The sequence below is a fragment of the Pusillimonas noertemannii genome, from assembly GCF_003096595.1.
Lineage (GTDB): Bacteria > Pseudomonadota > Gammaproteobacteria > Burkholderiales > Burkholderiaceae_B > Pusillimonas > Pusillimonas noertemannii.
The window spans coordinates 76,703-89,633 of sequence record NZ_QEKO01000009.1; the positions used below are offsets into that span (position 1 = coordinate 76,703).

The 12,931-nt window shown below is 64.3% G+C and carries 12 protein-coding genes; 3 read left to right on the forward strand and 9 right to left on the reverse strand.

The features are described from left to right. Positions 1-23 precede the first annotated feature (23 nt). On the reverse strand, positions 24-1,391 hold the full coding sequence (locus C7440_RS18420; RefSeq protein WP_017522529.1) for a TrkH family potassium uptake protein: 1,368 nt from the start codon (positions 1,389-1,391) through the stop codon (positions 24-26). Positions 1,392-1,398: 7 nt separating this feature from the next. Beyond that, entirely contained in the window at positions 1,399-2,052 is a 654-nt protein-coding gene (locus C7440_RS18425) for a potassium channel family protein (protein WP_017522528.1), read from the reverse strand. A gap of 93 nt (positions 2,053-2,145) precedes the next feature. On the opposite strand from C7440_RS18425, the gene C7440_RS18430 reads away from it, so the two are divergent. Further along, a complete protein-coding gene (locus C7440_RS18430; protein ID WP_017522527.1) occupies positions 2,146-3,225 on the forward strand; it encodes an alkene reductase in 1,080 nt (359 codons plus the stop codon). 111 nt (positions 3,226-3,336) lie between these two features. After that, the gene (locus C7440_RS18435) at positions 3,337-3,735 is read left to right on the forward strand and encodes a BPTD_2524 family lipoprotein (RefSeq protein WP_040547958.1); all 399 of its coding nucleotides are present in this window, start codon (positions 3,337-3,339) and stop codon (positions 3,733-3,735) included. A 91-nt stretch (positions 3,736-3,826) separates the two neighbouring features. Here C7440_RS18435 and C7440_RS18440 read toward each other — a convergent pair whose 3' ends face one another. From C7440_RS18440 to imuA, 6 genes are all read right to left on the reverse strand, one after another. Further along, positions 3,827-4,267: a PaaI family thioesterase gene (locus tag C7440_RS18440; protein ID WP_116519477.1), complete on the reverse strand. Its 441-nt coding sequence runs from the start codon at positions 4,265-4,267 to the stop codon at positions 3,827-3,829. Continuing rightward, the gene (locus C7440_RS18445) at positions 4,264-4,725 is read right to left on the reverse strand and encodes a GatB/YqeY domain-containing protein (protein ID WP_116519478.1); all 462 of its coding nucleotides are present in this window, start codon (positions 4,723-4,725) and stop codon (positions 4,264-4,266) included. Before C7440_RS18445 ends, C7440_RS18440 begins: the two co-directional genes overlap by 4 nt. 212 nt (positions 4,726-4,937) lie before the next feature. After that, complete coding sequence (locus C7440_RS18450) at positions 4,938-5,591, reverse strand: ferritin-like domain-containing protein (RefSeq protein WP_116519479.1); 654 nt, start codon at positions 5,589-5,591, stop codon at positions 4,938-4,940. A 172-nt stretch (positions 5,592-5,763) separates the two neighbouring features. Beyond that, positions 5,764-9,057: an error-prone DNA polymerase gene (locus C7440_RS18455; protein WP_116519480.1), complete on the reverse strand. Its 3,294-nt coding sequence runs from the start codon at positions 9,055-9,057 to the stop codon at positions 5,764-5,766. A gap of 5 nt (positions 9,058-9,062) precedes the next feature. Then, a complete protein-coding gene (locus C7440_RS18460; protein ID WP_026067553.1) occupies positions 9,063-10,541 on the reverse strand; it encodes a Y-family DNA polymerase in 1,479 nt (492 codons plus the stop codon). After that, positions 10,471-11,199 carry a translesion DNA synthesis-associated protein ImuA gene (imuA, locus tag C7440_RS18465; protein ID WP_017522520.1) on the reverse strand — a complete coding sequence of 243 codons (729 nt, stop codon included), beginning with the start codon at positions 11,197-11,199 and terminating at the stop codon, positions 10,471-10,473. Before imuA ends, C7440_RS18460 begins: the two co-directional genes overlap by 71 nt. Before the next feature lie 139 nt (positions 11,200-11,338). On the opposite strand from imuA, the gene ypfH reads away from it, so the two are divergent. Beyond that, positions 11,339-12,079, forward strand: coding sequence for an esterase (gene ypfH / locus C7440_RS18470; protein WP_116519481.1), 741 nt, complete (start codon positions 11,339-11,341; stop codon positions 12,077-12,079). Positions 12,080-12,126: 47 nt separating this feature from the next. Here the strand turns inward: ypfH and C7440_RS18475 are convergent, their stop codons facing one another. Next, complete coding sequence (locus tag C7440_RS18475) at positions 12,127-12,930, reverse strand: NRDE family protein (protein WP_116519482.1); 804 nt, start codon at positions 12,928-12,930, stop codon at positions 12,127-12,129. Position 12,931: the final 1 nt, after the last annotated feature.

Here is a 12,931-nt window from a genome sequence, read left to right on the forward strand (position 1 = left end):
TATCCCTTCGCCGCGGGCCGGCCTCAGCCTACCTGGAAGGGGGCTTCGGGGTAGCGCACGCGGCTGGCGCGCTGGGTGCTGAGGCTGTAGATGAGCGTCAGGGGGCCCAGCCTGCCCACGAACATCAGCACGATCAGCAGCAGATGGCTCGGTGACGACAGGCCCGGGGTAAGGTCGCGCGTGGCGCCGGTGGTGCTCAGGGCGGAAATCACTTCGAACAGTATGTCGATGAAGGGGGCTTTTTCGATTATGCACATCAGCAGGGTGGCCACGAAAGCCAGTGCGCCGGTGACGAGCAGCAGGGCGAGCGATTTTTGCACGGTGTCGGGAGCGATGGTGCGCCGAAGCAGCACGATTTCGCGATGGCCGCGTATATAGGCCCAGGCCGCGGCAAGCAGCACGACAAAGGTGCCCACCTTGATGCCGCTGGCGGTGCTCAGCGAGCCGCCGCCGATGAACATCAGCAGCATCAGCACCAGGGTGGTCTCGTCGCGCATGTGGGCCAGGTCGAGGCTGTGAAAGCCCGCGGTGCGCGAGGCTACGCTTTGCAGCCAGGCCGTCAGGGCCTGTGCGTGGACGGGCAGTTGGCCCAGGGTGTCGGGGTTGCCGTATTCCAGGACCCAGATCATCAGAAAGCCGAACAGGTTCAGCAATAGCGTGGCCAACAGGATAATGCGGGTGTAAGAAGTAAGCGTGCCCCATTTTCGCTTGGTGCGCACGTCGTTCAGCACCGAGAAGCCGATGCCGCCCAGGATGATGAGGGCGGTCGTGGACAGGATGGTGATCGGGTCGCCCAGGTAGCGGCTCATTGCGGTGCCGGGCAGGGTCATGCCCCCATTGTTGAACGCCATGATGGTATGAAACACGGCGTCGGCCAGGGCCTGCAGAAAACCCGAACCGGGCAGCCACCATGCCGTAAGCACCAGGATGCCCATGATCTCTATGCCTGCGCTCAGCTTGAACACCGCGAAGGCCGTGGCCCGGATCTTGGACACGCTGGTCTGGTTGAAGGCTTCGAGCGCCACGGCCTGGTATTGCAGGGCCACTTTCTTGCCCAGCGACATGGCCGCCACGACCGCAAATGTGACAAAGCCCAGCCCGCCGATCTGCACTAGTGCGGCCACCACCGCGTAGCCGAACGGGCGCAGCTGGGTGTCGGCCTGGAGGATGCTCAGGCCGGTAACAGTGACCGCGGACGTGGCCGTGAACAGGGCGGTAAAGAAGCCCAGGGGCTTGTCGGCGGCGAAGGGCAGGCAGAGCAGGCCGGCACCCAGCAGGATGAGCAGCATGAACCCCCCGGCCAGCACCATGGGCGGGCTGGCGCTGAACACGCCGCCGCTGCGCAGCCGCTTATAAGGTGCATGGCCGGACCAGAGCTTGTGAAGGCGCATGTGCTGCCTAAGCCAGTTTGGGCGCAATGGCCTTGAGCGCATTCAACTGGCCAAGCAGCACCAGCACGTCATTGCCCTGCACTTCGAATTCCACGGGAGGGTGGACGGTGATGTCGGCACGGCGCTTGACCATCAGCACATGGATGGGCGAGGGCGTATCGTGAAGCAGGCGGCCCAGGGCGGCGGCTTCGAGCTGCTCGCTAAGGTGGATTTCAACGATGAATTCGCCGTTGCCCAGCGAAATATAGTCTTCGACCATGGGGTAGCTGAGCGCCTGGGCGATGCGTATGCCCATTTCTTCTTCGGGATGGATAATGCGTTCGACGCCCAGCTTGTTCAAGATGAGGTGATGGGTATGCGACGAGGCCTTGACCCAGATGGACTTCACGCCCAAGCTTTTGAGATGAACGACGCACAGCAGGCTGGCCTGGATGTCGGAGCCCACTGCAAGCAGCACCACGTCGTAACTGTCGACGCCCAGTTCTTCCAGGGCCTGTTTGTCGGTGACGTCGGCGATGACGGCGCGGGTGAGTTCGTCGGCGTACTTGGCCACCAGTTTGTTGTCCGCGTCGACGCCGAGCACCGAATGTCCCAGCTTGATGAGTTCCTGAGAGGCTGCTGAACCGAAGCGGCCCAGCCCCAATACAGCAAATTGCGCCATGTTTTTACCGCCTGAAAGTGGTTTGAGCGAGTATATCCGGACGAACTATGTTAATTTTATGAGTACTAGGGTTTACCTTAATACAAGTTTCTCATGACCAGTATGTTCGAACCCGTCCAATTGGGCGCCGTGTCCCTGAATAACCGCATCGTGATGTCGCCCCTGACGCGCACGCGCGCTGCGCCGGGGCGTATTCCCAACGAGCTGATGCGGCAGTATTACTGTCAGCGGGCCAGTGCCGGCCTGATCGTCACCGAGGCCACCTCTGTTTCGCCTCAAGGCGTGGGCTATTCCAACACCCCCGGTGTCTGGTGCCATGCCCAGGTCGAGGGCTGGAAGAAAATCACCCGCGCGGTTCATGACAAGGGCGGCAAGATATTCCTGCAGCTCTGGCACGTGGGGCGCGTATCAGACCCCGAACACCTTAACGGCGAGATTCCCGTTGCGCCCAGCGCCATCGCCTGCGAGGGCCATGTCAGCCAATTGCGACCCAAGCGCGAGTACGTCGTGCCCCGGGCCCTGCAAACCGACGAAATACGCGGCGTGATCGCCGATTTCGCCCATGCGGCGCGCAATGCCAAAGAAGCGGGTTTCGACGGGGTCGAGGTGCATGGCGCCAACGGCTACCTGATCGACCAGTTCCTTCACGACGGCTCCAACCAGCGCACCGACGAATACGGCGGGTCTGTACAGAACAGGGCCCGTTTGCTGCTTGAAATCGTCGATGCCTGCGTGGGCATCTGGTGCGCCGATCGGGTGGGCGTGCACCTGTCGCCGCGCGGGGACACCCACTCCATGAGCGATTCCGATCCCCAGGCGCTGTTCAGCTATGTGGCCGAGCAACTGGGCCAGCGCAAACTGGCTTTCGTGTTCGTGCGCGAATCGGCCGGGCCCGGCAGCCTGCTGGGCACCATCAAAAAGCAATTTGGCGGGCCTGTCATCGCCAACGAGGGGCACGACGCGCAAAGCGCCCAGCACCTGCTCGACCAGGGCCTGGCCGACGCCGTGGCGTTCGGAAAGGCCTTTATCGCCAACCCCGACCTGGTGCGCCGCCTGCGCGAAGACCTGCCCCTGAACACCTGGGATCCCTCTACTTTCTATGGGGACGGCCCCCGGGGCTACACCGACTATCCCTGCATCACGGCCTGTAGCGCTTCCGAACTGTCCGCCTAGGGGCCGCTGCAAGCGCCATCCAGGCCCGACGTCATGCGCAAGACGGATGCGCTGGCTTGCGGAGGACGGCGGGCGTATGATTCGGACAGTATCATCAGTCGGAGAAACACCATGAAAGCGTGGTCGGCGGTTCTGGCAATGGGCCTGCTTGGCGGATGTGCGCTGGGCATACAGACGGACGGCAGCTCGCCCAATGTCACGTATACGGTGCCTCACACCTATCAGGTCGTTTATATGCGGGCCGCCCACCAGGCCAATGAATGCCAGTACGGAAACAGTACCGTCAAGGTGCGCAGCCGCATCGACCCTGCCATGAGCACCGGGGTCGTCTCGGTGATCGATCCCATTACCGGCGTTGAAATGGCGCGCACCAGCCTGAAGGCGGTCGATGCCAAGCATACCGAGGTGGTGCAGATCGTTTCGGGGCACGGTTCCTGGAACCAGGACGTGCTCAACGCCATGCAGCAGTCCATCCGCATGGACGCTTCCGTATGCCACGTCTATAAATAATGGCCGCACCGGCGCCATGGGCGCGGCGGGCCGGGCCTTGCAAGGCCCACATAATCATCAACCGGCGACATGTCGCCGGTTTTTTCATGGCTCAGCCGCTTGCGCGCTTGCGCCGCACGATCTTGAAGGTGGCGCTGGCGGTGGCCAGCAGCGTGCCTTCTTCATCGCGGGCCTGGCCTTCGCAAAAGGCCAGCGAGGCGCCGATGCGCAGGCAGCGCGCTTCGAATATCACCGTGCCCCGGGCGGGCGCCAGGAAATGCGTGGTCATGTCGATGGTGGCCATGCCCGTGCCGGGTTCATGAGCACGCGCCGCGGCGCTTAGCGTGAAATCGAGCGCGCTCATCAGGGCGCCTCCGTGCACGTCGCCCCGGCTGTTGAGCAGGTCGGGCCGGTGGGGCATGCGGGTGCGAGCCAGTTCGGGCGTCGATTGTTCGGGCACCAGCCCGAGCGAAGCCATGTAGGGAATGCTCAGCCCGAAGTAGTCGGGCGACTCTGGCGCCTGACCGGCAGGGGGTGTCGGGCGGGGGCTCATGGATTGAGGCGCGCCTTGACCTTTGCCGAGATGGCGGACATGTCGGCCTTGCCGGCCAGCGAGGCCTTGAGCAGGCCCATGACCTTGCCCATGGCTGCGGGGCCGCTTGCGCCTTCGGCGTTGACCTGGGCAACGGCCTGCTCGATGGCGGCATCCACTTGCTCGGCGCTGGCCTGTTCGGGCAGGAATTCCTGCAGTACCCGCAGCTCGGCTTTTTCTTGTTCGGCGGTTTCAGTGCGGCCCGCCTGTTCGAACGCGGCGATGGACTCGCGGCGCTGCTTGACCTGTTTTTCAATGATGGCGGTGACTTCGGCATCGTCGAGATCGCGCCTTTCATCGATTTCTTTTTGCTTGATGGCGGCTTGAAGGAAGCGCAGCGTGGCGAGGCGTTCGCTTTGCTTGGCGCGCATGGCGGCCTTGACGGCGTCGCTCAGTTGGGGCTTGAGCGTGTTGCTCATGGTGTGTCCTGTGTAGAGGGCGCTGGGCGCCGCATTGAAGGGGCGGCCCGGGCCGCTTGATGTGTGGGAACGGGATTGGGCGGAGACGGGCCGATCGTCGCCTGCCTCATTTTAACGCAGCCTTCGGGCACGCAGGCTTTGCAAGCCAGGCAAGCGCGATAAGTGTGCCAGGTCGTTCTTACCGCGCGGATGAGCGGCTCGCCGTGGTGGGATCAGCCGGCTTCGAGAAAATCCGCCATGTCGTGCGCGTGTTCCTCCTCGACCGCCAGAACGTCTTCCAGCAAGCGGCGGGTGGTCGGGTCGCCATCGCCGATGTAGTCGACCATGCGCTTGTAGCTGTCGATGGCAATACGTTCCGCGACCAGGTTTTCGCGAATCATGTCCTTCAGGTTCTCGCCTTCCACATATTCGGAATGGCTTCGTTGCGCGATGGTGACGGGATTGAAATCGGGCTTGCCCCCAAGCTCGATGATGCGGGCGGCGATCCGGTCGGCATGATCCTGCTCCTGGGTGGCGTGCTCGGCGAACTCGGCGGCAACCGGATCGGCATGGATGCCGCTGGCCATGAAGTAGTGGCGCTTATAGCGCAACACACAGACAAGCTCGGTGGCCAGGGCTTCGTTAAGCATTCGCAGCACTTCTTCGCGGTTTGCGCCGTAGGCGGCAGTGATCACGCCGGCATCGATATTTTCGCGGGCCCGGGCACGAGCGGCCTGGACGTCGAATTCGAATTTGTCCGGCCTTTGGGCGCCTTGACGGGTATCCCGATTATCGGCGCCGCCTCTTTTTTCGGGTTCATGGCCTCGGTTTTCGGCAGTGGGGTTCTGATGTCCCGAAGTTTGAGCTTGATTTTCCTTGGCTTGCATACGGCGCACTCCTGTATTGAATTTTCTCGCTGCGACGGCGCGCGCCGTCGCCCCGGCCGCTTGCGCGGCTCATGTCGAGCGAGCAAATATCATGCCGCCGCTTTAGCGACGCGGGCTGTCGCGGGTATGGCTACCCCATCGTGATCGGGCAGAGTTTGGGGGTACCTGCGCTTTAATGAAAATTGCGGCTGCGGGCAGGCAGGGTTCCGAGCAGGGCACTCATGTCGATGAGCCGGCCAGCCATCAAGTGGCAGATGCCCTCGTGCTGCTGCCAGACCCCGTGCACCCCCATCAGCCGCGACTGCAGCAGCGGGATGCGCTGGCGTTCGGCCACCGGGGGCCGGACGACGACGTTGACGATGCCGGTCTCGTCTTCGAGACTGACGAAGATGATGCCGTTCGCGGTTTGCGGCCGCTGGCGCATGGTGACCAGGCCGCAGGCCCGGGCCAGGCGGCCATCGGGGCACTGCTGCAGCTGGGCGGCGCTGGCAAAGGGCCGCAGTTCGGGCAGGCGGCGCAACAGGGCCAGGGGATGGCGCCGCAGCGTAAGCTGTGTGGAATGATAGTCGGCCAGGATTTCGCTGCCCTCGGTGGGCCGCTCGAGCGAAGGGAATTCGGTTTCGCAGACCGGCGCATCGCGCAGCAGGCCCTTCAAGGGCGGATTGGCGGCCTGCCACTGCGCCTGGCGCCTGTGGCCGCTGAGTTGGCGCAAGGCGTCGGCGCCGGCCAGCCGTTCGAGGTCGGCGCGTTCGAGGCCGGCCCGTAGGGCCAGGTCGTGCTGGTCACGAAGAGGGCCGTCTTGCCGCGCGGCCTGAATGCGCAGGCCGGTTTCTTTGGAAAAGCCCTTGATTTGGTTGAAGCCGAGTCGCACCGCAGGCCGAGGGGCGTCCTCGGACGAGACCCAGCTTTTGCGCGCTTCATCATCGCATAAGGTCGCTTCATTCAGCGATTCATGGTTGCCAGGCACGCTCTTCGAAAGGCTGGAGTCAGAGGGTGGGCCGATGTTCCTGGAGGGAGAGTCCTTGCCGAGCAGCCCGCCGTCGGGCGGGACGAGACAAGTTTCCCAACCGCTGGTAGTGACGTCCACAGGCAGGACCTGGACCCCATGCCGCCTCGCATCTTGCACGAGCTGGCTGGACGAATAAAACCCCATGGGCTGGGAGTTGAGCAGGGCGGCCAGAAAGGCTTCGGGCTCGTGGCGCTTGAACCAGGCGCTGAAATAGGCCAGTTTGGCAAAGCTGGCCGAATGGCTTTCGGGAAAGCCGTATTCGCCGAAGCCTTCGAGCTGCTTGAAGATGGCCTCGGCGTAGTCTTGGTCGTAGCCCTTTGCTTTCATGCCGTTGACGAGCTTTGCATGAAAAGGGCCGATGCCGCCCTTGCGCCGCCAGGCGGCCATCGAGCGGCGCAGCTCGTCGGCCTCGCCGGGCGAAAAACCGCCGGCGTCGATGGCGATCTGCATGGCCTGTTCCTGGAAGATGGGCACGCCCAGCGTGCGTTCGAGTATTTTCTTGATGCCGGCGGGAGCGTCGAAGGGCTCTCCTTTGCGCCGGCGCAAGTAGGGATGCACCATGCCGCCCTGTATCGGCCCGGGCCGCACGATGGCCACCTGTACGACCAGGTCGTAGAACACTTTGGGCTTGAGGCGCGGCAGCATGCTCATTTGCGCGCGGGACTCGATCTGGAAGACCCCTATGGTGTCGGCCTGGCGGATCATCTCGAAGGTAGGCTCGTCGTGGGCCGGGATGTCGCCCAGGGTAAAGCGCCGCCCGCGCCGCTGCGTAACCATGGCCAGCATGCGGTTCAGGGCCGACAGCATGCCCAGGGCCAGCACGTCGACCTTCATGATCTTGAGCGCGTCGAGATCGTCCTTGTCCCACTGCACGACGCTGCGGCCGGGCATGGCGGCGTTTTCGATGGGCACCAGCCGGGCCAGGTTGTCGTCGGCCAGGACGAAACCGCCCGGGTGCTGCGAAAGATGGCGCGGGAAATCGCGCAGGTCTTGGGCCAGGGCGGCCCACTGCCGGGCCAGGCGAGAATCGGGGTCAAGGCCTTGTTCGGCCATTTTGTGGATCAGCTCGCCCTTGCCGTCCCAGTGGCGACAGGACTTGGTCACTTTTTCGATCAGGTCGAGCTCTACGCCCAGGGCCTTGCCGGTGTCGCGCAGTGCGCTGCGCGCGCGATAGGTGATGACCACGGCGGTCAGGGCCGCCCGCTTGCGCCCGTAGTACTCGTAGATGTGCTGGATGACCTCTTCGCGCCGCTGGTGCTCGAAATCGACGTCGATGTCAGGGGGCTCGTTGCGCTCGGCGCTGATGAAGCGGGCGAACAGGGCGTTGCCGTTGTCGGGATTGACCTCGGTGATGCGCAGGCAATAGCAGACGGCCGAATTGGCGGCCGAACCGCGGCCCTGGCAAAGAATGCCCTGGCTGCGCGCAAAGCGCACGATGTCGTATACGGTGAGGAAATAGGGCTCGTACCGCAGCGTGGCGATGATGTTCAGCTCTTCTTCCAGTTGGTCCTGGACTTTGGACGGTATGCCTCGAGGGTAGCGTTCGCGGGCCCCCTTATAAGTTTCTTGGCGCAGATACTGGGCGGGAGTCATGTCCTGGGGCACGGTTTCGCGCGGATACTGGTAGCGATCCTTGAGGCGATTGAGATCGAAACGGCAAAGCCGGCTGATGGCCAGGGTTTCTTCCAGAGCCTGCGGCGGATATAGCTGCAGCAGGCGCAGGCGGCTGCGCAGATGCGGTTCGGCATTGGAAGCCAGGGCATAGCCGCACTGGGCAATGGGGGTACGCAGCCGGATGGCCGTGAGCGTGTCGTGCAGAGGCTGGCGCGAGCGGCTGTGCATATGCACTTCGCCGGTGGCCGTAATGCGCAGGCCGTGTTCTTGAGCCGCTTGCTGCAGCACCATGGCATGGCGGGCGTCGTCCTGGCGGTGGTGCAGGGTAAGCCCCAGCCAGAAGCCCTCTGGAAAGGCAGGGAGCAGGCGCTGCAATTGGCGCCGCAGTGCCTCTGCCTGGATGCCGTAGGCGGGCTTGAAGATGATGGCGCAGCCGGGCAGGCCGCGCAGGTGCTCAAAGCCCCGCGGCGGTTCAAGGATATCTTGCAGGCTTAGCTGGTATTGCCCCTTGGGTGTGCTGCGTGTGCGCGCCAAGGTGATGAGTTCGGCAAGATTGGCGTAGCCTTCGTCGTTGCGCGCCAGGGCGACGATGTGCAGTTCGTCCGGCCCATGCGTGTCGAGCCGGAAGCGGCTGCCGACGATGAGGTGGATGCTGTGTTCAAGCGACTCGATGTATGCCCGCACCACCCCCGCCACCGAGCATTCATCGGCCAGGGCCAGGGCACTGTAGCCGAGCTTGGCCGCCTGCCGGACCAGCTCGTAAGGGTGGGAGGCGCCGCTTAGAAAACTGAAATTGGAAATGCAGTCGAGCTCGGCGTAGTCGGGAAGCGTGTCAGGCTGCATGATGCTTATCCGAAGAGGCCATGCAGGAACCAGCGCGCATCAAGTGCGGCGCGCTGGCGGTAGATCCAGTAGCGCGCATGCTGCGCATCTTGGGCGATGAAGTAGTCGCGCTGCTGGTGATCATGGGCCCACCAGCCGCTTTCGATGCGCTCGGGGCCTTGCATGAGGCGCAGGCGGCGGCCCTGATACAAGGGGCTGTGGCGGTCGACCTGCAGGGCCAGGGGTGGGTCGAGCAGCCAGAAAGGCCGGGCCTGCTCGGGCAGGAGGGGTGCGGGGACGTTCGTGGCGGATTCGCCCGCCTGGGCGGCGGATACCCAGCGATTGGCGGATTCGGGCAGATGGCTGGCAAACGGCTTGGCGGCAAGGATGCGGTCTTCGCCCAGCCGGGCGCGCAGCAGGTCGAGAAGGCGGTTTTCCTGGCGGGCCCATTGGGCGGGCTCGGGGAACAGGCCCTGGCTGCGCGCCACGCGCTCTTGGGTTTCGTCGACCGACAGCTCGATGGCCAGAACGTGGCCGGGCAGGACCAGCCGGCTGAAGTGTTCGGCCAGCGCGGGCAGGAAATCGTCCGGTCGCCAGCCGGGCTGCGACAAAGAGAGTTCGAGCCGGGAAGGCGGCCGAGCCTGGCGGCCTTTTTCATGGTGCAGCATGAACGAGAGCCGGCTGCTTGAGCGGTGGCTTGCCTGCAGCCAGCCGCATAGCTGGTCGACAAGCTTGCCGGCCACGGCCTGCATGGCATTGATGTGTTCCAGGTGTTGCAGGGGCTCGTGGCGAAGACAGAAGCTGGCCGGCGGTACGACCCAGGTGAAGGGCGGAGCATGGCGACCATAGGCGGCATCGATGGCCCGCATGGCCTCGGGCCCGGTGCGTTGCTGCAAGCCCTTGCGGGGCAGGTGGCGCAACTGGCCCAGGGTAGAGCATCCCAGACCCTGCATCCAGTCGACCCAGGGCAGCAGGGCGGGCAGACAGCTTGCGGGCAGGGCATCGAGCCGCCGTGCCAATGTGGCGGGCTTGAGCACGCGGCGGCGCCTGGTTTGTGTTTGCAATGCCAGCGCCCAGGCCCCCTGGGCGGTGGGGGCCATGGCCAGGCTCAGGGTCAGGCCCAGATCTTGCAGGGCGTCTTGCGCCCGGCGCCACAAGGCGCGGGGGCCGCCGAACAGGTCGAGGCTGGCGCTGACCTCGAGGGCCAATGAGTGTGCATCGAGCAAGGTGATGTCGGGTGTGAATTGCAGCAGGCACAGCACCGCCTGCTGCAGGCCCTGGGCTTCGGCCGGAAGGTCGCGGCGGCTTAGCAGGGCCTGCGGCGCCACGGACCGCGCCGTGCCATGGCGCATGCCCGGCGTGATGCCAGCCTGCAGGGCTGCGGGCGTAAGAGCGCAGACCTGTGCCTGGTCGATGACGGCCGCGGCAAGCCGCCTAGTGCGCCAATGAGGAAAAACGGCGTCCAGGCTGTGGCGGGGCAGATGAAGGCTGATCCAGAGAGACATGATGGGCACCTGAGCTGGAGTAGGCGCGTTCGGGATGCAGGATGATGGGAATGGCGTGCTCGCAGGCTGGCCCGCGGCGCTTGAGGATGGACACCAGCAGGCCTTGCGCCGCGGGCCGCAGGCCCAGGCGCAGCGGTGCGGCACAGGGCTGGCGGGCCTCGGCCGGCGAGCGCAGCATGACGAGCAGGGTGTTGCTTTGCTGGGCGGCCAGGTGAAGACGCCGCAGCGATTGGGCCTGGGCGCCGGGCGCCCAGCAAAGCAGGGCCGAGCAGGCGTTGTGCCTGAGGGCCTTGTCGCAGGCCCACAGGGTGTCGTGCAGGTTATCGGTTTGCACCCAGAGCAGGCGCTGGTCTTGCAGGCCCCAGTTGGCCCAGCAACGAAAGTGCGGTGCGCAAGGCGGCTGGATGAACATGATGCTGCGTTCGCGGCCCAATTGGGCCAAGGCGGGACGCAGCAGGGAGATTTCGCCGATGCCGGGGCGTTCGAGGGAGATTTCGACAAGCGCGCCGATGGGCCAGCCCCGGCCCGGAAGCTCGGCGTCGAGCCGGGTGAAACCGGTGGACAGCGCCGGGCGCTGGGCCTGGGCCAGCTGGGTGCCCTTCCAGAGGCTGGGATGGATATGCTCGGGGTGGCGCAGGAGGGACGGGGAAGGCTTCATGGTAATGTGGCCAAATACTGTATTTATGAACAGTATATCTCAGGCGGATCGGCGTTTTCCAACCGGCCGACCGGTTTGTCACAAAAGGCCCGCCTGGGCTAATCTAGCTTTATGTAACCAGTTCGCATGGAACCCATTCATGACTACACCCAAAGGGCAGCCGCCCATGCCGTTGATCTACGTGCCCGCCCAGGGCGCGCCCCGGCAGCTCTTCGTCTTGCTTCATGACGACGCCTCATCGCCTGAGCAATTAGGCCAGTTGGCCCAATCGCTCAAGCAGGCTTTTCCCCAAAGCATGGTGGTATTGCCTTATGCGCCGCTGCGCTCGGCCGACACCGCCTACCATTGGTTTCAGCAAACAGGGCTGACCGAAGAAAACTATGTGGAACGCGTCAAGACGGCGCTCCCCGGCCTGGTCGCCCTTATCCAGCGCCTGCAAAGGCAATATCTGCTCGAAGGAGAGCACACCGCTCTGGTGGGCTTTGGTCAGGGCGCCACCATTGCGCTGGAGGCGGTCCACGAACAACTCGACCTGGCGGGCCGGGTGCTGGCGTTTTCAGGCTGTTATGCGCGCCTGCCCGACATGGCGCCGCCGGCCACCACCCTGCATTTTCTGCACGGCGAAGACGACCCGGTCGTGCCGGTGGAGTTCATGCGTGAAACCCACGAACACCTGGCCGAGTTGCAGGGCGACGCCACCCTCGACGTTGCTTCCAAGGTGGGCCACGAACTGCACGACGCCCTGGTTCGCCAGGCCATCTATCGCCTGCAGACATGCGTGCCGCTGCGCAGCTGGAAAGCGGCCCTGGGCGAACTGCGCAACGATCCCGATGCGCCCGACCTGTCCGACCTTGATCCGCCTTCGCGAACATTGCATTGATATAAAGACTGGGCCTCTGTGCACGGTGCACGCCCGGGCAGCGTGGTTCAGGATTCAGAGCCCGCTGCCGGCACGGGATGCCGCGCCAGGCTGAAGGGCCAGTCATGGCGTTCGGCGGGGATTCCCTGCGGATCGTAGGTGATCTCGCTGAAAAAGCCCCGGCCATCGCGATTGATGGCCACGACGGTGGAGCAGCGGGTGCCGTATTCAGGGCTGATGATGAAGGGGCTGCTTAGCAGGCGTTCGCGCTCGAGCGAAAGGCCTGTGCTGGGCAGCGCATTATCTTCGGCGGGGGTCGTGTCCTTCAGAATGTCGAAAACCGGGTTCAGCGTCTTGGCCAGTTCCTGCATGGGGTATTCATCCAGCCGCTCTTTCAGCCTTTGAGTCTTGGGCCAGGCCGTGTTCAATAAATGATTGGAGAGCACATGCCGGCCCGGTTCGAGCACGACGGCCTGGCCGTCGCCGTGCCGGTTGCTCGCATAGCAGCTTTGCTCCAGGTCGCCCACGATGAGGTTGAAGCCGTTGTAGCGCCCGCCTTGCCGGGCAATCTGCGCGGCATAGTCGCCGGGCGGCATTTCTTGCTTGAGGTAGTCGGCCACGAGCGCGCCGCGCGAAGCAGCCTGAGCCTTGTAAGCCATGTCGCGATAATTGGTAAGCAGGGCGAACCGGCCCTGGCGCGTCACGCCCAGCCAGGTTCCGCCGGCCATTTGGTCGATGCCCGCAAGCAGCTCGGGATGCGTGGGCCAGGGGCCCGCAACCATAGTGGGGCGGGCATGGAACTCGTCGCGGTTGGCCGCGATGAACAGGGGCCAGTCGGGATGGGCGCCGATGGCCAAATAGGCAATGCACATG

Coding starts and splice junctions, on each gene's coding strand:
- C7440_RS18420 (WP_017522529.1), bottom strand. CDS start 1,391: ATGCGCCTTCACAAGCTCTGGTCCGGCCATGCACCTTATAAGCGGCTG.
- C7440_RS18425 (WP_017522528.1), bottom strand. CDS start 2,052: ATGGCGCAATTTGCTGTATTGGGGCTGGGCCGCTTCGGTTCAGCAGCC.
- C7440_RS18430 (WP_017522527.1), top strand. CDS start 2,146: ATGACCAGTATGTTCGAACCCGTCCAATTGGGCGCCGTGTCCCTGAAT.
- C7440_RS18435 (WP_040547958.1), top strand. CDS start 3,337: ATGAAAGCGTGGTCGGCGGTTCTGGCAATGGGCCTGCTTGGCGGATGT.
- C7440_RS18440 (WP_116519477.1), bottom strand. CDS start 4,267: ATGAGCCCCCGCCCGACACCCCCTGCCGGTCAGGCGCCAGAGTCGCCC.
- C7440_RS18445 (WP_116519478.1), bottom strand. CDS start 4,725: ATGAGCAACACGCTCAAGCCCCAACTGAGCGACGCCGTCAAGGCCGCC.
- C7440_RS18450 (WP_116519479.1), bottom strand. CDS start 5,591: ATGCAAGCCAAGGAAAATCAAGCTCAAACTTCGGGACATCAGAACCCC.
- C7440_RS18455 (WP_116519480.1), bottom strand. CDS start 9,057: ATGCAGCCTGACACGCTTCCCGACTACGCCGAGCTCGACTGCATTTCC.
- C7440_RS18460 (WP_026067553.1), bottom strand. CDS start 10,541: ATGTCTCTCTGGATCAGCCTTCATCTGCCCCGCCACAGCCTGGACGCC.
- imuA (WP_017522520.1), bottom strand. CDS start 11,199: ATGAAGCCTTCCCCGTCCCTCCTGCGCCACCCCGAGCATATCCATCCC.
- ypfH (WP_116519481.1), top strand. CDS start 11,339: ATGACTACACCCAAAGGGCAGCCGCCCATGCCGTTGATCTACGTGCCC.
- C7440_RS18475 (WP_116519482.1), bottom strand. CDS start 12,930: ATGTGCATTGCCTATTTGGCCATCGGCGCCCATCCCGACTGGCCCCTG.